This window comes from Caulobacter segnis, from assembly GCF_023935105.1.
GTDB classification, from domain to species: Bacteria; Pseudomonadota; Alphaproteobacteria; order Caulobacterales; family Caulobacteraceae; genus Caulobacter; species Caulobacter segnis_B.
Genome location: NZ_CP096040.1, coordinates 584,466 through 603,326 on the forward strand (window position 1 = coordinate 584,466; position 18,861 = coordinate 603,326).

At 68.2% G+C, this 18,861-nt stretch carries 12 protein-coding genes; 11 read left to right on the top strand and 1 reads right to left on the bottom strand.

Going from position 1 to position 18,861, the window contains the following annotated elements:
- Nucleotides 1-104: 104 nt before the first annotated feature.
- A complete protein-coding gene (locus MZV50_RS02980; protein WP_252632941.1) occupies nt 105-1,262 on the bottom strand; it encodes a vWA domain-containing protein in 1,158 nt (385 codons plus the stop codon).
- 263 nt (nt 1,263-1,525) lie between these two features.
- Here MZV50_RS02980 and MZV50_RS02985 point away from each other — a divergent pair, with 263 nt between their 5' ends.
- The 11 genes from MZV50_RS02985 (at nt 1,526) to MZV50_RS03035 (ending at nt 18,854) form a co-directional block, all read left to right on the top strand.
- The gene (locus tag MZV50_RS02985) at nt 1,526-2,587 is read left to right on the top strand and encodes a LacI family DNA-binding transcriptional regulator (protein WP_252632942.1); all 1,062 of its coding nucleotides are present in this window, start codon (nt 1,526-1,528) and stop codon (nt 2,585-2,587) included.
- Nucleotides 2,588-2,956: 369 nt separating this feature from the next.
- Nucleotides 2,957-5,146: a TonB-dependent receptor gene (locus tag MZV50_RS02990; protein ID WP_252632943.1), complete on the top strand. Its 2,190-nt coding sequence runs from the start codon at nt 2,957-2,959 to the stop codon at nt 5,144-5,146.
- Between the two features lie 78 nt (nt 5,147-5,224).
- Nucleotides 5,225-7,195, top strand: a complete 1,971-nt coding sequence (locus tag MZV50_RS02995; RefSeq protein WP_252632944.1) for a glycoside hydrolase family 3 protein — start codon at nt 5,225-5,227, stop codon at nt 7,193-7,195.
- A 95-nt stretch (nt 7,196-7,290) separates the two neighbouring features.
- Entirely contained in the window at nt 7,291-9,402 is a 2,112-nt protein-coding gene (locus MZV50_RS03000) for a beta-glucosidase family protein (RefSeq protein WP_436792223.1), read from the top strand.
- Between the two features lie 14 nt (nt 9,403-9,416).
- On the top strand, nt 9,417-10,979 hold the full coding sequence (locus tag MZV50_RS03005; protein ID WP_252632946.1) for a carboxylesterase/lipase family protein: 1,563 nt from the start codon (nt 9,417-9,419) through the stop codon (nt 10,977-10,979).
- Entirely contained in the window at nt 10,976-11,260 is a 285-nt protein-coding gene (locus MZV50_RS03010) for a hypothetical protein (RefSeq protein ID WP_252635330.1), read from the top strand. The genes MZV50_RS03005 and MZV50_RS03010 overlap by 4 nt, the downstream gene beginning before the upstream one ends.
- Nucleotides 11,261-11,332: 72 nt before the next feature.
- The gene (locus MZV50_RS03015; RefSeq protein ID WP_252632947.1) at nt 11,333-11,845 is read left to right on the top strand and encodes an RNA polymerase sigma factor; all 513 of its coding nucleotides are present in this window, start codon (nt 11,333-11,335) and stop codon (nt 11,843-11,845) included.
- Nucleotides 11,842-12,819: a FecR family protein gene (locus tag MZV50_RS03020; protein ID WP_252632948.1), complete on the top strand. Its 978-nt coding sequence runs from the start codon at nt 11,842-11,844 to the stop codon at nt 12,817-12,819. The genes MZV50_RS03015 and MZV50_RS03020 overlap by 4 nt, the downstream gene beginning before the upstream one ends.
- Before the next feature lie 103 nt (nt 12,820-12,922).
- On the top strand, nt 12,923-15,436 hold the full coding sequence (locus MZV50_RS03025; protein ID WP_252632949.1) for a TonB-dependent receptor: 2,514 nt from the start codon (nt 12,923-12,925) through the stop codon (nt 15,434-15,436).
- A 65-nt stretch (nt 15,437-15,501) separates the two neighbouring features.
- Nucleotides 15,502-17,199, top strand: a complete 1,698-nt coding sequence (locus MZV50_RS03030) for a sulfatase-like hydrolase/transferase (RefSeq protein ID WP_252632950.1) — start codon at nt 15,502-15,504, stop codon at nt 17,197-17,199.
- The gene (locus MZV50_RS03035) at nt 17,196-18,854 is read left to right on the top strand and encodes a sulfatase family protein (protein WP_252632951.1); all 1,659 of its coding nucleotides are present in this window, start codon (nt 17,196-17,198) and stop codon (nt 18,852-18,854) included. Before MZV50_RS03030 ends, MZV50_RS03035 begins: the two co-directional genes overlap by 4 nt.
- Nucleotides 18,855-18,861: the final 7 nt, after the last annotated feature.

The window sequence follows — 18,861 nt, forward strand, 5'->3', positions numbered from 1 at the left end:
ACGTGCCGACGTCGGGAAGTGGCGCTACCTCGCGGCGGCCCTGGCGATAGCCAGAAGCGCCTCCCAAAGGACGCCGGTGTCCTCCCGCTCGATGGAGCGAACGCTTAGCGGGCCGCGTCCGCCGCTGAATCGATGCTCCGTTTCGCTCCAGCCTCCGCCTTGGTGAGCCTGGTCCGATAGGCCTCGAGCCTCGCCCGCATCGCATCGTGACGCGCCTTCAACAGGGCCTTGGCTTCCGCCTTGAAGGGGACGGGGTGGCCAGCCGTCTCGCGATCCGTGAGGTCGATGGTCATGGCCGTGTCCTCGTCCGTGGCGAGAATCGTGGTGCAGGTATCGGCGTCGGTGATGGCGATGCTGGTCGCCACGTTGTTGTCGGTCGTGGCGATGCTGGTCGCGACCTCGTTGTCCGTCTGTCGGATCGATTCCCGCACCTGCGCCGTGTATCTCTCGAGCTCCGTCTCGTTGGACAGATTGACGAAGCCGCCGCCGCCCGCGCGCGCGACGGCGGTCAGTTTCGCGGCCTCGCCCGACGGCAGGTTGAAGCCGATGACATTGACGATCGCCCGTGTGCGGCCGCCGTTGATCCGGCGGGCGACGGCCACGGGATCGCCGTCGCAGGTCTCTTCCCCGTCCGAAACGACATAGATGATCTGCTCCCCGGGCGTGGTGGAAGCGGCCAGCAGCGCCTCGGCGCGATCGAGCCCGGCGGCGAGCGGCGTCCAGCCGACCGCGCGGACCTGTCCCAGCGCCGCGCGGAGTGGCCCCCGGTCAGCCGACATCGGTGCGAGCACATCGATGGCCGAACAGGATTTCGCCTTGCCGGCCTGGCTATTGTTTCCCTGTTGGCCGAAGACCAGCAGGGATGTCTGCACCGATGCGGGCAGTCCCTCGACAAAGCCGAGCGCCGCCTCCCGCGCCAGCTCGAGTTTGGTCCGGCCGCCCATTCGCCCGGCCATCGAACCGGACCCATCGATCATCACGATCACGCGCGTCGGCGGAACCCGTGGGGTGACCTGACCGGCGGGCCCTTTCAGCGCTGGCTGTTTAAGCGTCACGTCCTTTTTGAAGCACGCCTCCGGATCTTTCTTGGTGAACTGGGCGACATAGGCCCGCGCCTCCGCCGAAGCGCCTGGAGCTTCTCCCCCGGCCTTGGCCTGGTCGAGGTCGGCCGCAGCGTGCCGGTCGCTCGAAGCGTCACCGCAGCCGATCAGTGTCAGCGCAAGCGCAAGGGCCGCAAGATTACGAACTGGAACGGCCGTCATTTTCGCGTCGTCTCTCAGTCGGGGTGGGGCGCGGAGACTCGTGCTCGCGGTTGCTTGAACAACGCATCAAACAATCGTTGTCACGGGGGCGTAGTTCCCGTGTCGAATCCTGAAATCTTCCGCTGATCAGTATTTCCGCGAGCGTCTCTAATGTCGGGTTGTCGTCAATGCGGCCAATCCGTCCCTGGGTTCGCCCAGCCTTGTTTCTCGACAAGGGCCGTCGGCGTCTCGCGCGTGGGACGTGTTTCCGCTAGGTGTCGTCCATGCAGCGCGACGAGCAGGGCGGGCCGGTCACCATTGTCGACATCGCTCGTCAGGCGGGCGTGTCGATCAAGACCGTCTCGCGAGTGATCAATCGTGAGGAGGGTGTCGGGCCCCAGACCCGGGCGCGCGTCCAGGAGCTGGTCGAGGCGCTGGGTTATCGCCCCAACGTGTCGGCCCGCTCGCTGTCCAGCCGGCGCAGCTACCTGATCGGCGTGATCTTCATGCAGGTGGGCGCCTATCACTATGTCGGCGAGGTGCAGGTGGGGGCGATGCGCGCCTGCCGGCGGGCCGGTTACCATCTGGTCGTCGAGCAGGTTGGGGCGCCGGACAAGATGGGCGGCGTCCAGGGCTTGGCCGGCGCGCTGCGCGCCGCGCGGTTCGACGGCCTGGTGCTGACCCCGCCGACCTGCGACGATCCGGAGGTGCTGGCGGCCGTCGAGGCGGCGGGCCTGCCCTACGTCCGCATCGCGCCGCATCGCGAGTTCGAGCGCTCGCCCTATGTGTTCATGGATGACCGCCGGGCGGCGCGGGAGCAGGCCCTGCGCCTGTGGAACATGGGCCATCGGCGGATCGCCTTCATCGACGGACCGGCGGACCACGGCTCGGCCGCCCGGCGTCGCCAGGGCTATGTCGAGGCCCTGCAAGATCGTGGCGTCGAGCCCATGCCCGAATGGATCGCCAAGGGCGACTTCCTCAGCCTTTCCGGATTCGACGCGACGGAAGCCCTGTTGCGTCTGGCGGAGCCGCCAACGGCGATCTTCGCGGCGAACGACGGCATGGCGCTGGGCGTGCTGGCGGCGGCGGCCAAGAACGGACTTTCCGTGCCGCGCGATCTCTCGGTGGTCGGCTTCGACGACATTCCCGAGGCCGAGGCCGCCTGGCCGCGCCTGACCACCATCCACCAGCCGACCGCCGAAATGGCCGAGGCGGCCGTCGAGATGCTGATCGACGGATTCGGCGACGAGCGGTTCCGGACGAGCGTCCAGGTCCGTCAACTGGACTATCGCCTGGTCGCCCGGGATTCGGCCGCGGCGCCGTCGAACCCGATCGTTCGCACGTAAATCGATCCTCTGGAAGCGCTTCCGGCGGAGAGGAAATTCCGCTTGTCCGCGTCAGCGCGAATGAAGCTTCGCCGCTGAGGGCTTCTGGCGGCAGGTCGCGCCTGTAATCGTTTTCATGTGGGTTTAGCTCGGACAGCGGTGTCAATGAAGTCACCCATAGACAACGTTGTCGTAGCGTGTTGTCTCAATGCGACAACGTTGTCGTAAATCGCGCTAAGCGACCGATCGCGCTGTTAGGAAAGGCCTCGAAACAAGGGGCCGGAGGAACCGCAAACAAGGCGCTCTCGAGCGCCACAGGGGCATCGTGACGTCGCCGGCGCGTTCAGGCCGATGGGTCTCGATTGTCCCTAGCAGGACAAAGGGAAAGAGATGCGTAGTCTGTTGTTGGCATCGGCCGCCTTCGCGGTCGTGAGCTTCCACGCGCCTATCGTGATGGCCCAGGAGGCCGGCGTCGTGAAACTGGACGAGGTCGTCGTCACCGCTCAGCGTCGTAGCGAGAACCTGCAGAAGACGCCGCTGACGGTCTCGGCCGTCACCGGCGACAAGCTGGAATCGCAGGGCATCAAGACCGTCGTCGATCTGTCGGCCCAGGTGCCGGCGCTGCAGATCAGCTCCAGCGGCTCGGGGGCCGCGGTGGTCTTCCTGCGCGGCATCGGCAGCACCAACACCACCGAGGTCGGCGACCCGGCGGTGGCCTATCATATCGACGGCATCTACATCGCCCGCTCCACCTCGGTCGGCGCGCTGTTCTACGACGTCGACCGCGTCGAGGTGCTGCGCGGGCCGCAGGGGACGCTGTACGGCCGGAACGCCACGGCCGGCGCGATCAACGTCATCACCAAGCAGCCCAAGTTCGACTACGAGGGCAATGGCGCGGTGGACATCGGCAACTATGGCGCCATCACCACCTCGGGCATGGTCAACGTGCCGGTCAGCGACACGATCGCCGTCCGCGCCGCCTTCCAGACGTCGCGCCACGACGGCTATGTGAAGGCCCTCAACAAGGGACCGGGCACCGGCGGCAACGACCGCTACGACCAGGACGACAAGTCGGCCCGCGTCCAGTTGCTGTGGAAGCCCAGCGACACGTTCTCGCTGCACGTGGGCGCGGACTATCTGCACCAGGGCGGAGCGGGCGGTGGCGACAAGAGCTACGGCGCCGCCTTGTCCAACAACGATCCCTGGACCTGCAACTGCGCCACCAACCTCTATCGCAACAACAAGTTCTTCGGCGCGCACGGCCAGGCCGACCTGGACCTGGGCTTCGGCACCCTGACCTACCTGACCGGCTACAACTTCTCGCGCCTGGACCGCAGCGGCGAGAACGCCAGCACCGGCGCGCCCAACTATTTCAAGGGCAAGGACACCACCTGGTCGCACGAACTGCGCCTAGGCGGCGACACCGGCAATCTGAAGTGGGTGGTCGGGCTGTATCGCTTCACGGAAGACAACAATGTCGACTTCCGCGTCTTCCTGGCGACGAACTCGTACCTGTCGTTCATCCAGCCCGAAGTCACCGCCAAGTCGATCGCCGCCTTCGGTCAGGGCACCTATGAAATCACCGACCGGTTCCGGGTCACCGGCGGCCTGCGCTACACCGAGGACCGCAAGGCCCGAGACGGCGGCACCTTCCTGACCAACTCGGCTGGCGCGATCACCTCGACGGTGATCAAGAACCTGGCCGACGCCAAGTGGAACGCCACCAACTGGAAGCTGGGCGCCGACTTCGACCTGACCAGCACGTCCATGCTCTACGCGAACGTCGCCACGGGCTACAAGGCCGGCGGCTACTACGACGGCATCGCCAACAACGTCTACGAGCCCGAGAAGATCACCTCGTACGAAGCCGGCGTTAAGAACCGCTTCTTCGATAACCGCCTGCAGTTCAACGCCACGGGCTTCCTGTACGACTATCGCGACTTCCAGGTCACGGCGGTCGGGACCATCGCCGGCCAGAACGCGTCCGTGACGCTGAACGCCGACAAGGCCCGCGTCTACGGCGTCGAGTTCGAGAGCAATCTGGTCGTCACCGAGCACGACCGTATCGACGCCACCCTGGGCTGGCTGCACGCCCGCTATACCGACTTCGTGCTGCCGCTGGGCGACGCCTTCGCCAACAACAGCGCCAATGCCGGCGGTACGGGCTGCTTTAAGGCCAACTTCAGCGCCGCCGCGCCCCGGTCGACCGACTTCTCGGGTTGCCGCATGGCCCGGACGCCAAGCTGGAGCCTCAATGTCGGCTACCAGCACACCTGGGAGATCGCCTCGGGGGCCAAGGTCGTGGGGCGTGTTCAAAGCCACTACGAGAGCGGCAAGAACCTCGAGTACCACGGCTTCGCCGAGAACCGGCAGGACGCCTTCACCAAGACCGACGTCAGCCTGACCTACACCAGCGCCGACGACCGGTGGTCCCTGCAAAGCTATGTCCGCAACCTCGAGAACGACGACGTGCGCACTGCCTCGTCGCCGAACTCGACGACTGGTCTGGCGACCAACGGCAACGGCGAGTTCTACGCTCCGCCGCGCACCTACGGTCTGCGCCTGGGGGTCAATTTCTAGCTTCCCGATGACCCTACGCCCTCGGCGCTCCTGCGCGCCGAGGGCGCCTTTCTCGTGTTCAGTGCTCCGGAGTCCGACGTGCGCATCCTTCAACGCCTCCTGATCTCGACGGCCGTGGCGGTCACGACCGGCTCCATGGCCCTGGCGGCCGAGCAGCCCGCTCTGGGCGTGCGAGGCGGCAAGATCGTCACCGTCGACGGCCTGCGGTTCCGCGATCTGGACCGCGACGGCAAGCTGTCGCCGTTCGAGGACTGGCGCCTGTCGCCCGACGTCCGCGCCGCCGATCTGGTCTCGCGCATGACGCTGGACGAGAAGGCCGGCGAGATGATGCATGGCACCCTCCCGGCCGTTGGCGGCATGGTCCCCGGGCGTGGCCAGGGCTACGACCTCGACAAGCTGAAGCCGATGATCCTGGAGCGGCGCGTCACCACCTTCATCACCCGTCTGGCCGGCGATCCGGCCTGGCTGGCCGAACAGAACAACGCCGTGCAGGCGCTGGCCGAGCAGGGCCGCCTTGGCGTGCCGGTCACCATCAGCACCGACCCGCGCCACCACTTCCAGTTCGTCGACGGCGCCAGCGTCGCGGCGGGCGGCTTCTCGCAATGGCCCGAGGCCACGGGCCTGGCGGCCATCGGCGATACGGCCCTGGTCAAGCGCTTCGGCGACATCGCCCGCCAGGAATACCGCGCGGTCGGCATCCATCAGGCCCTGTCGCCGATGGCCGATCTGGCCACCGAGCCGCGCTGGTCGCGGATCAGCGGCACGTTCGGCGAGGATCCGGCGCTGGTCGGCCGCATGGTCAAGGCCTACATCCAGGGCTTCCAGGGCGGCGAGACCAACCTGGCTCCGAACGGCGTCTCGGCCGTGGTCAAGCACTGGGTCGGCTACGGCGCCTCGGCCAAGGGCTTCGACGGCCACAACAGCTATGGCCGCTACGCCGTTTTCCCGGCCGGCCAGTTCGACCTGCACGTCAAGCCGTTCGACGAGGCCTTCGCGGCGGGCGTCGCTGGCGTCATGCCGACCTACGCCGTCCTCAAGGATCTCAGCATCGATGGCCAGTCGACCGAGCAGGTCGGCGCGGGCTTCTCCAAGCAGTTGCTGACCGACCAGCTGCGCGTGAAGCACGGCTTCAAGGGCATCGTGGTCTCGGACTGGGCGATCACCAACGACTGCGGCGAGACCTGTCTGAACGGCTTCCCGGCCGGGGTGAAGCCGACCTTCGCGGGTCTCTCCACCGCCTGGGGCGTCGAGAGCCTGACCAAGGTCGACCGCTACGCCAAGGGCGTGAACGCGGGCCTCGATCAGTTCGGCGGCGTCGAGGACACGGCCGAGCTGGTGGCGGCGGTCAAGGCGGGCAAGATCGCGCCGGCCCGCATCGACGACGCCGCCCGTCGCATCCTGGCGATCAAGTTCGAGCAGGGCCTGTTCGAGAACCCCTATGTCGACGCCAAGGCCGCCTCGGCCGTGGTCGGATCCAAGGCCTTCGTGGCCGAGGGGCGAGCCGCGCAGAGCGCAGCCCTGACCCTGCTGGAGAACAAGAACGGCCTGCTGCCGCTGAAAGGCGCGGGCCGCAAGGTCTGGCTGAAGGGCGTCTCGCCCGACATCGCCCGCGCCCATGGTCTGGTTCCGGTCCAGGACCTGGCCGAGGCCGAGCTGGCGATCGTCCGCACCGCCACGCCCTACCAGACCCTGCACCCGAACTACGTGTTCGGCAGCTTCCAGCATGAGGGCGACCTGTCGTTCAAGGACGGCGCGGCCGACTACGAGGCGATCAAGACCGCCTCCGCCAAGGTCCCGACCATCGTCGCGGTCTATCTGGATCGCCCGGCCATCCTGACCAATGTCCGTGACAAGGCCTCGGCCCTGATCGGCGACTTCGGGGCTGGCGACGACGCCTTTCTCGACGCCCTGACCGGCGCCGCCCCGCCGCGCGGCAAGCTGCCGTTCGAGCTGCCGTCGTCCATGGCCGCCGTCGAGGCCCAGGCCGAGGACGCGCCGCACGACAGCAAGGACCCGCTGTACCCGATCCACTTCGGCCTGACCTACTGAGGACCTTCGCCTTGATCCGTACCCTGAAAGTCGCGGCGAGCCTCGCCGTCCTCGCCTTCGCCACCGCCGGTCACGCGCAGACCGACCGCCCCTGGATGAACACCAAGCTGTCGCCCGACGAGCGCGCCGCCCTGCTGGAGAAGGAACTGACCCTCGACGAGCGCATCGGCCTGGTGCACGGGCCGATGTCGATGCCGATCTTCGGCATCAAGAAGCCGGAGGGCGCGATCGGCTCGGCCGGCTACATCCCTGGCATCCCGCGCCTGGGCGTGCCGGCCGTCAACGAGAGCGACGCCAGCCTGGGCGTGACCAATCCGCTGAACGTGCGGCCGGGTGACGGGGCCACGGCGCTGCCGTCGGGCCTGTCGCTGGCGGCGACCTTCAACACGAAGCTGGCCTATGAAGGCGGCGCGGTGGTCGGGCGCGAGGCGCGGGCCAAGGGCTTCAACGTCCAGCTGGCCGGCGGTGTCAACCTGGCCCGCGACCCGCGCAACGGCCGCAACTTCGAATATCTGGGCGAGGATCCGTGGCTGGCCGGCAACCTGGCCGGGGCTTCGATCAAGGGCATCCAGGACCAGGGCGTCGTCTCGACGGTCAAGCACTTCTCGCTGAACGGCCAGGAGACCCATCGCCACTTCGCCAATTCGGTGATCGACGAGGCGGCCCACCGCGAGAGCGACCTGCTGGCCTTCCAGATCGCGATCGAAAAGGGCCAGCCGGGCTCGGTGATGTGCGCCTACAACCTCGTCAACGGCGACTACAGCTGCGGCAACACCCATCTGCTGAACGATGTCCTCAAGCGTGACTGGGGCTACAAGGGCTGGGTGATGTCGGACTGGGGCGCGGTCCAGGCCACCGACTATATCCTCAAGGGCCTGGACCAGCAGTCGGGCGAACAGTTGGACGCCCAGGTCTGGTTCGGCGAGCCGCTGAAGGCCGCCGTCGAGAAGGGCGAGGTCCCGGCCGCGCGCCTGGCCGACGCCAGCCGCCGCATCCTGCGCTCGATGTTCGCCGCCGGTCTGTTCGACAAGCCGGTCGCGCCGGGCGGGGCCATCGACTACGACGCCGGCGCCGCCGTGGCGCGCGCCGCCGCGACCGAAGGCGTGGTGCTGCTGAAGAACCGGCCGGGCCTGCTGCCCCTGGCCAAGACCGCCAAGTCCATCGCCGTGATCGGCGGCCATGCCGACGCCGGCGTGCTGTCGGGCGGCGGCTCGTCGCAAGTGGCGCCGCCGGGCGGCGCCAAGACCATCATTCCGCTGGGCGGCGAGGGCATGATGGGGCCGTTCCGCAGCCAGTACTTCAACGGCTCTTCGCCGCTGGCCGCGATCCGCAAGGTCGCCCCGGACGCCAAGGTGAGCTTCGACGACGGCCGCTACATCGCCTCGGCCGTGGCCGCCGCCAAGGCCGCCGACATCGTGGTGGTGTTCGGCAACCAGTGGATGGGGGAGGGCGAGGATGCTGCGGACCTGTCGCTGCCCGACGGTCAGGACGCCCTGATCGCCGCGGTCACCGCCGCCAATCCCAACGCCATCGTGGTGCTGCAGACCGGCGGGCCGGTGTCGATGCCGTGGCTGTCCCAGGCCGGCGCGGTGGTCGAGGCCTGGTACTCGGGCGCCAATGGCGGCGAGGCCATCGCCGACGTGCTGTTCGGAGAGGTCGATGCGTCGGGCCGTCTGCCGATGACCTTCCCCGCCTCGATCGACCAGTATCCGCGCGCGGCGTTGCCGGGCCTGGGCCTGCCCGACAAGACCCAGTTCGACGTGGTCTATTCCGAGGGCGCCGACGTGGGCTATCGCCGCTTCGCCCAGACCGGCGCCAAGCCGCTGTTCCCGTTCGGCTACGGCCTCTCCTACACGACCTTCGCCTACGCCAATTTGAAGGTGACGGGCGGCCAGACCCTGGACGTCAGCTTCGACGTCACCAACACCGGCCAGCGGCCCGGCAAGGACGCGCCGCAGGTCTATCTGACCGGCGCGGCGGGCAAGACCGTCCAGCGGCTGATCGGCTTCGACAAGATCGAGCTCAAGCCCGGCGAGACGCGGCGGGTCACCCTGACCGCTGATCCGCGCGTGCTGGGCCAGTTCGACGCCAAGGCCAATCGCTGGGCCTTGACCGGCGGCGACTATCAGGTCGCCGTGGGCGCCTCCTCGGCCGATCTGACCCTGAAGGGCGCGGCCAAGGTTAAGGCGCGGACGCTGAAGCCGTGAGCGGAGGCAAGGCCATGAAGATTCTCTTCGCCGCCGCGGCGACCGTCGCGATGCTGAGCGCTGGTCACGCCTGGGCCGCCGATCCGACCGTGGCCACGACGTCGGGGCCGGTCGTCGGTGACGTCGCCAATGGCGTGGCGGCCTTCAAGGGCGTGCCGTTCGCCGCCCCGCCGTTGGGCGCCCTGCGCTGGCGCGCGCCACAGCCCCCGACCGCCTGGACCGCGCCGCGCGATGCCAAGGCCTATGGTCCCGACTGCATGCAGAACCCGTTCCCCGGCGACGCCGCTCCCCTGGGCGTCAAGCCGGCCGAGGACTGCCTGTACATGAACGTCTGGACGCCCGAGGACGCCCTCAAGGACAAGGCCAAGCGCCCGGTCATGGTCTGGATCTACGGCGGCGGCTTCGTCAACGGCGGCAGTTCGCCGGCGGTCTATGCCGGCGATCGCTTCGCCCGCGACGGGGTGGTGCTGGTCAGCTTCAACTACCGGGTCGGCCGCTTCGGCTTCTTCGCCCATCCGGCCCTGACCGCGGCCGGCGCCGACGGCGGGATGCTGGGTAACTATGGTCTGATGGACCAGATCGCGGCGCTGAAATGGGTGCGCGACAATATCGCCGCCTTCGGGGGCGATCCGGAGAATGTGACGGTCTTCGGCGAGTCGGCGGGCGGCATGTCCGTCCACGCCCTGCTCACCGCGCCTCAGGCCAAGGGGCTGTTCCAAAAGGCGATCATCCAGTCGGGCGGCGGACGGCCCCGCCTGCTGCCGACCCTGCCGCTGACCGCTCCGACCGGCCAGCGCTCGGCCGAAGCCGCCGGCCTGGCCTTCGCGGCCAAGGCGGGGGTGGCGGGGACCGGCGCGGCGGCGCTGGACGCCCTGCGCGCCTTGCCGGCCGAGGCGGTGGTCGACGGCCTCAACATGGCCACCTCCAACACCCCGACCTGGGGTGGCGGTCCCATGCTGGACGGCAAGATCATGACCCAGGAGCCGCTGAAGGCCTACAAGGCCGGCGCCTGGACGAAGATGCCGGTCATGGTCGGCGCGACCAGCGCCGACGGCTTCTTCTTCGGCGGGACCCGCGATCAGGTGTTCGCCCCGTTCGGCGCGCGCCGGCCCGAGGCCGAGGCGCTGTACGACCCCAAGGGCGACGGCGACATCAAGGTCTATGGCTGGGCGGCGGCGGGCGACCGCATGTTCATCGAGCCGGCCCGCGCTGTGGCCCGGACACTGTCCGCCCAGGGCGCGCCCGTCTATCAGTTCCGCTTCTCGTACGTGGCCGAGAGCCAGCGCGGCCAGTGGTGGGGCGCGCCGCACGCCACCGAGATCCCGTTCGTGTTCGACACGGTGGACGCCCGCTACGGCGCGGCCCTGACCCCGGCCGACGCGGCGGCGGCCAAGGCCGCCCACGCCTACTGGATCGGCTTCGCCCGCACCGGCGTTCCCGCGGCCCCCGGCGGACCAGCCTGGCCGCGCTATGCGACCGGCTCGGACCAGATCCTCGACTTCTCGCCGCGAGGCCCCAAGGCCGAGGCCGATCCGTTGAAGCCGCGGCTGGACCTGGTCGAGGCGACGACGCCATGACGATGATCATCGTGAACACCGAACAGGTTCAGCACTTGCGGAGCCTGTTGCCGGCGATCACCAAGGAGCACCTTCAAGGGACGCTGGGCATCAGCGAGACCACATGGGTCCGCCTGCGAGATCGGCGACCGATCCGACGCTCGACCTACGAGCGTCTGATGCGGCGGTCGGGATTGTCGCGGCCGAGCTGCGCCGGCCAGGAGCGCGGCTCGAGCGTGGTCCCGCCGATGATCCATGCCCAGCCGTCGGCGCCGGGCGGGGCTTTCCACGACGCCGGATAATCGGCCGCGACGACGTGAGGTCTTTGGGATCGGCGGACTCTAGCCTTACGATAGCCCCCGTCCGGAGACTTCATGGCGCCCGATCCTCGCCAGGCCCGACCGCAGCCCGCGCAGCTGGATCTGCTGGCCTATGAGCCCGGCCTGCGGCGGTATTTCCGCCGCCGCGCGCCTGTCGCACAGGTCGATGATCTGGTGCAGGAGGTGTTCACGCGCCTGCTGGGCCTGCGCGATCCCGCGGCGGTGCAGGACCTGGAGCGCTACATCTTCGTCGTCGCCGCCAGCGTTCTGGCGCGTCAGCATCGCCGCAACGCACCCTGGCAGGCCGTCGACGACATCGAGGGGCTCGGGCCGCCCGACGAGGTGACGCCGGAGCGCTCGCTGATCGGCAAGCAAGGCGTCGAGGCCATGCTCGCGGTGCTGGATCAGCTGTCGCCGCGCACGCGACACGTCTTCCTGCTGCACCGCTTCGAGGAAATGACGTATCAGCGCATCGCCCGGGAGCTGGGAATTTCGGTCAGCGCGGTCGAGAAGCACATGATGGCGGCCCTGAAGGCTTTGTTCCTGCGGGAAGGGCGCGATCGATGAGCGCGGCGTTGCAAGAGCGGGCCGCCGAGGTGGCCGAGTGGTTCGCGCGCCGCCGCACGGGACCCCTGACGCCCGAAGACCAGGTCGCCTTTCAGGCCTGGCTGGACGCCGATCCGGGCAATCGAGAAGCCTTCGAGGCGGCGTCCGATCTGTGGAGCGATTACGACGGGCTGCGCACCGACCCGCGCCTGATGCGCCTGCGCGAGGAGGCCAGGGGCGCCGTCAGCCGCCACCGGACCCGCCGCATGGTCGGCGCGATCGCCGCCTGCGCGGTTCTGGTCCTGGGCGGCGTGGCCGCCTGGCGCGGCGCGGGCTATCTGTCCGGCCTGATAGCGCCTCAGCCCACCCGCTACGCGACGCGGGTCGGCCAGACGATGAGCGTCGGCCTTCCCGACGGCAGCCTGGCGATCCTCGACACCAATTCAGAACTGAGGGCATGGGCGCCGGGCAAGACGCGCCGGCTGGAGCTGGTCCGGGGGCGAGCCTTCTTCAAGGTCGCCAAGGATCCGACGCGCCCGTTCGTGGTGCGTGTCGGCGACCACAGCGTGACCGCGCTCGGCACCCAGTTCGACGTCGACCTGCGTCCCAGGAGTTTCCGGGTCGTGCTGTCCGAGGGGCGCGTGCGGGTGAAGTCCGATCATCCGGCGGGCGGGGCGGCCAGCTCCGTCGACATGAACGCCGGCTACCAACTGGTCGCCCGCGACGGCGACTGGAACCTCTCGCGCACCGATACGCGCGGCGCCGAGGGCTGGGTGTCGGGACGCCTGGTGTTCGACGACGCGCCGTTGAGCGCGATCGCCGCCGAACTCGGCCGCTATTCGACCGTCCCGATCACGGTGGCGCCTGGCGTGGCCGACCGGCGCATGAGCGCGGTGCTGCCGGCCAAGGATCCTGAAGCGTTCGTGGCCTCGGTCGAGGCTCAGGGCCTGGCCCGACGGGGACCGGGCGCCGGCTACGCGCTGATCGCGCCTTGAGGGGCTGACGTGGAAATTTTTCGCGGCCGGCGCTGAGGTGTTTCGTCGGGGCTGACTCTAACCATCAAACGGCAGCGAACATGCCGTGGGGAGGAACAAGAGAATGACGCACCACGCGAGGGGCGGCCTGCGGCCGTGGCTGATGGGAGGCGTCGCCCTGGCGCTGATCGCGACCACGGCGCACGGCGAGGAACGCAGCTATCAGATCAAGGCCCAGAACCTGGGCAGCGCGCTCAAGGAATTCGGGCTGCAGAGCGGGCGGCCGATCTCGTTCACCGAAGACCGCGTTCGCGGCCGTCGCTCGGCCGAGGTTTTCGGCACATACGACGACGAAGCGGCGCTGCGTCGACTGCTGCGGGAAGCCGACGGCCTGAGGTTCGTCCGAGCCCAGAACGGCTTCGCCGTCGTCCAGGCCGACATGCCCACGATGATCAAGGTGGCGACCCAGGCCGCGCCGATGGCGCCAGCCTCCGCGCCGGCTCAGATCCGCGCCGAGGCCCCGGCCGAACCAATCGCGGTCGAGGAAGTCGTCGTCACCGCCCAGCGTCGGGCCGAGACGGTGCAGTCCGTGCCGCTCGCGGTCTCGGCGGCGACCGGCGAGTCCCTGGCCAAGCAGGGCGTCAAGAACATCGTCGATCTGTCGGCCCAGGCGCCCAGCCTGCAGATCAGCAATGGCGGCGGCGGCAACGCCCAGGTGTTCATGCGCGGCGTGGGCAGCACCAACACCACGGTGGTCGGCGATCCCGCCGTCGCCGTGCATGTCGACGGCATCTATGTCTCGCGCGCTAACGCGATCAGCGGGGCGTTCTACGACCTGGATCGGGTCGAGGTCGTGCGCGGGCCGCAGGGCACGCTCTATGGCCGAAACGCCACGGCCGGCGCGATCAACATCATCACCAATGCGCCCAAGCACGTCTATGAAGGCGCCTTGGACGTCGAGGCGGGCAACTATGGGGCCCTGACCACGACGGGCATGGTCAATGTGCCGCTGAGCGACGCCCTGGCCATCCGCGCCGCATTCCAGACCAGCCGCCACGACGGCTATCTGAAGGCGGTCAATCAAGGTCCCGGGACCGGCGGCAATGACCGCAACGACCAGGACGACAAGTCCGCGCGCCTGTCGGTGCTGTTCCAACCCACCGAGCGGTTGAAGGTCCTGGTCCGCGGAGACTATCTGCACCGCGGCGGCGCGGGCTTCGGTGACGTGGCCTTCCCGCTGGAGACGGGCAATCCCTATACGACCCTGGCGAAGGTCAACGTCTCGCAGGACAACACCTTCAAGAACATCACCCTCGAGGCCAGCTACGACTTCGACTGGGCGACCCTGACCTATCTGGGCGGCCACCGCGACGTCGACGTCAACACGATCACCGAGAACCTGGCCTCGGACAATCACCGTCCGACCTACCAGTCGCAGGACAATTGGAGCGAGACCCAGGAACTCCGCCTGGGCGGCGACAGCGGCAGGCTCAAGTGGGTGACCGGCCTCTATACCTTCAAGGAAAAGAGCGCGACCGACACCCGCATCCTGCAGGCCAACGGCAATTATCTGGCGTTCTTCCAGCCCTACATCTTCTCGCGTTCGGCCGCCGCTTTCGGCCAGGCGACCTATTCGGTGACCGAGAAGCTGCGGCTGACGGCGGGCGCGCGCTACACCCATGACCACAAGGGCCGCAGCGGCAACACCTATCTGCTGAAGCCGGATTTCTCGATCCTGTCGCTGGTGGTGCGCAACCTCTCGGACGAGACCTGGAACGCGACGAACTGGAAGCTGGGCGTCGACTACGACATCAACAGCCTGTCGATGCTCTATGCCCAGGCCTCCACGGGCTACAAGGCGGGCGGCTATTTCGACGGCCTGCCCCCGAACGCCTACGAGCCCGAGCACATCACCGCCTACGAGATCGGTTCCAAGAACCGCTTCTTCGACCGGCGGATGCGGCTGAACGTCGCCGGATTCTACAACGAATACAAGGACCTCCAGGTCTCGGCGGTCGAGAACATCGCCGGCCAGAACGCTCTGGTCACCCGCAACGCCGGCAAGGCGGTGATCTACGGCGTCGAGGTCGAGACCGACTTCAAGATCACCCGCGCCGACGTCATCGACATGAACATGTCCTGGCTGCACGCGCGGTACGAGACGTTCCTGCTGCCGCTGGGCGACCCGTTCGTCAACTATGCGGGCAACGCCACGGTCTCGCGCTGCTACAAGGCCGACTACACGGCGGCCTCGCCACGCGCGGGCGACTTCTCGGGGTGCCACATGGCGCGGACGCCGACCTGGAGCATCACCGCCGGTTACGCCCATACCTTCGCGCTGGCCAACGGCGCCAACCTGACCGCCCGCGCGCAGAGCCATTACGAGAGCGAGAAGGAGCTGGAGTTCCACGGCTTCGCCTCGAACCGGCAAAAGGCCTTCACCAAGACCGACCTGTCGCTGACCTACGCCGCCGAGGACGGGCGGTGGTCGCTGATGGCCTATGTCCGCAACCTCGAGGACAAGGCGGTGAAGACCAATTCGAACGCCAACGCCACGACCGGGGTCTCGACCAACGGCACGGCCTTCTACGCCCCGCCCCGCCTCTACGGCGTGCGGCTGTCGGCGAAGTTCAACTGACCGAAAAGGGCGCTCGTCCTCCGGATGGGCGCCCGACCGGCTTTCTCCAGATGTTCGAGGCGTACATGAGCAAGAGGTGGTGGTTGATCGGCGTCGCGGCGCTGGCGCTGGCCGCGCCGGCGGGCGCGGGTGAAGTAAACGGCAAGGTCACGGGACCAAGCGGCGCGCCGGTGGCCGGGGCCAGGGTGATGATCAACGACCTGCTGCGCGGTGACACGACCGAGGGCGACGGCGTCTTCGATCTGCCGCGTCTGCCGGCCGGAGACTACGAGGTCTCGGTCACGGCGATGGGTCTGGCCAGCCAGACCCGCTCGGTGAGCGTTCCGCGGGACGGCGTGGCGCGGCTGGATGTCCAGCTGGCCCCCAACACGGCCCTGCCCAGGGCGGCGGCGATGAACGCCGAACCGGCGGCCGAGCATCTGGCGCAGAAACAGGCCTATCTGAACACCATCAAACCGACCGCCGCGCGCAAGCCCAACATCGTGGTCCTGCTGTTCGACGACCTGGGCTATGGCGACCTGTCCTCGTACGGCAACCAGCTGATCAAGACACCCCATATCGACGCCCTGGCGGCCAAGGGCATGAAGCTGACCCAGTTCTATTCGGGCTCGCCGGTGTGCACGCCCTCTCGCGCCGCGCTGCTGACCGGACGCTATCCGACCCGTTCGCGGGCCGCCAACCACGTGTTCTTCCCCAGCGACAATCCGATGGCCCAGATCCGGCGCTCGGCCGGCTACGCCAACGCCATCCCCGCCGACGAGGTGCTGCTGCCCGAGGTCCTGTCGCGCGCCGGCTATCGCACCGGCGCCTTCGGCAAGTGGCACCTGGGCGATACGGCGGGCCATCGCCCGACCGACCTCGGCTTCCAGACCTATTTCGGCGTGCTCTACAGCAACGACATGAGCCCGCTGACGATCTGGCGCGGGACCGGCGTCGACACGCCGCCGGACAAGACCGACCAGCGCACCCTGACCGAACGGTTCACCGACGAGGCCATCGGCTTCATGCGGGCCAATGCCGACCAGCCGTTCTTCGCCTATGTCCCGTTCACCGCGCCGCACCTGCCGCACTTCCCCAATCCCAAGCATCAGGGCGTGTCGGAGGGCGGGACCTATGGCGATGTGGTCGAGGACCTGGACGACAATGTCGGCCGGATCATGCGGGCGCTGGACGAGCTGAAGATCGCCGACGACACCATCGTCATCGTCACCAGCGACAACGGCGGCGACCAGGCCGGCAGCGTCGGCGCCCTGCGTGGCCGCAAGGGCGAGACCTTCGAGGGCGGCATGCGGGTGCCGTGCTTCGTGATCTGGCCGGGCCACACCAAGGCGGGCGCGGTCAGCGACGCCATGGCCATGAACATCGATCTGTTCCCGACGCTGCTGGCCGCCCTGGGCGTCCCGCTGCCGAAGGACCGGACGATCGACGGTCGCGACATGGCCGGCCTGCTGTCCGGCGGCGCCTCGCCCCACGACTATCTCTATTACGTCACGGCGCTGTCGGGCGAGTTCCAGGCGGTGCGCGACACCGACTTCAAGTATCGCGCGCTGCTGTCGGAGAAGTGGCCGCTGGCCCCGACCGGAACGCCCCTGCCGCACGGCGCGCGCGCGGCGCTCTACCACATCAATGGCGACAACGAATCCCACGACGTCAGCGCCAAGCACCCCGACGAGGCCAAGCGGCTGTCCGAGCGTCTGGCCGCCTTCCGCGCCGACGCGGAAGCCAATCCGCGTGGCTGGACCGCCCAGGAGACGAAGCGATGAAACCCATGCTCTCGACCCTTCGCGCACTGGGCGCGGCTTTGCTGGCGACGGCGTGCGCGGTGGGCGCGCGGGCCGAGCCGGCGCCGCCTCCGCCGCCGCCTGCGAGCCATCCCAACATCGTGTTCGTGCTGGTCGACGACCTGCGCTTCGACGCGATGGGCTTCCTGAACCCGGGCCTGAAGACGCCCAACATCGACTTCCTGGCCCGCAACGGCGTCTACTTCCCCAACGCGGTGGTGACCTCGTCGCTGTGCTCGCCCAGCCGCGCGACGATCCTGACCGGGATGACGGCGCGCAATCATGGCGTCATCGACAACAACAATTCCTCGGAAGCGGGCCTGACCTTCTTTCCGAAATACCTGCAGGCGGCCGGCTACCAGACCGCCTTCGTCGGCAAGTGGCACATGGGCGACGCCAATGACGGGCCGCGACAGGGGTTCGACCGCTGGATCAGCTTCCTGGGCCAGGGCAACTATTTCCCGACCGACGGCCTGACCCCGCAGCAGGTGGCGGCCGGCCAGCGCAACATGCTCAATGTCGACGGCAAGGAGACGGCGCAGAAGGGCTACATCACCGACGAACTGACGGACTATTCCATGGACTGGCTGGAGCACGGCCGCGACAAGTCCAAGCCGTTCTTCCTCTATCTGTCGCACAAGGCCGTGCACTCGGACGTCAAGGCCGCCGAGCGCTATGCCGACCAGTACAAGGATCTCGACATCAAGCTGCCGACCAGCATGGCCGACACGCCCGAGAACAATCGCGGCAAGCCGATGTGGGTGCGCAACCAGCGCAACAGCTGGCATGGGGTGGACTTCTTCTACAACCAGGACCGGCCGCTGAAGGACTACATGCGCGAGTACTATCGCGGGCTCAGCGCCGTGGACGACAGCGTCGGACGCATCCTCAAGTACCTGCGCGACAACCACCTGGAGGACAACACCATCGTGGTGTTCTTCAGCGACAACGGCTTCCAGTTCGGCGAGCACGGGCTGATCGACAAGCGCGACGCCTACGAGGCCTCGATCCGGGTGCCGATGGTCGCCTATGCGCCGGGACGCTTCGCCAAGGGCGCGGTGATCGACAACCGGGTGCGCAACCTCGACCTGGCCCCGACCTTCCTGGACGCCGCCGGCGCGCCGCGTCCGGCCCAGTTCGAGGGCCAGAGCGTGCTGCCCCTGGCCAGCGGCAAGGTCAAGCCACAGGACTGGAAGGAGCAGGACTTCGTCTACGAATACTACTGGGAATGGACCTTCCCCCAGACCCCGACGACCTTCGCCATCGAGCGGGGGCGGATGAAGTACATCCAGTACCACGGCGTCTGGGACCTGGATGAGCTGTACGACCTGGCCAAGGATCCGGACGAGATGAACAACCTCATCGACGATCCGGCCTATCTCCAGGCCAAGATCGAGCTGCGCAAGGCGCTCTACCAGCAGCTGACCAACGCCAAGGGCCAGACGGTGGTGCCGTTCACCGAGCGCACCAGCCAGGGCCAGGTGTTCCGCAGCCTGGCCGGCGCCAAGGCCGCCGAGTTCCCCGAAACCTGGCTGCGGCCGGCCAACCCCGTCGACCGCTACAACGGACTGTTCCCGGACTCGCCCGCCAAGCTGGAGGCCCAGAAACAGGGCAAGCCGTACTTCCCGCGTCACTAGGAGGATC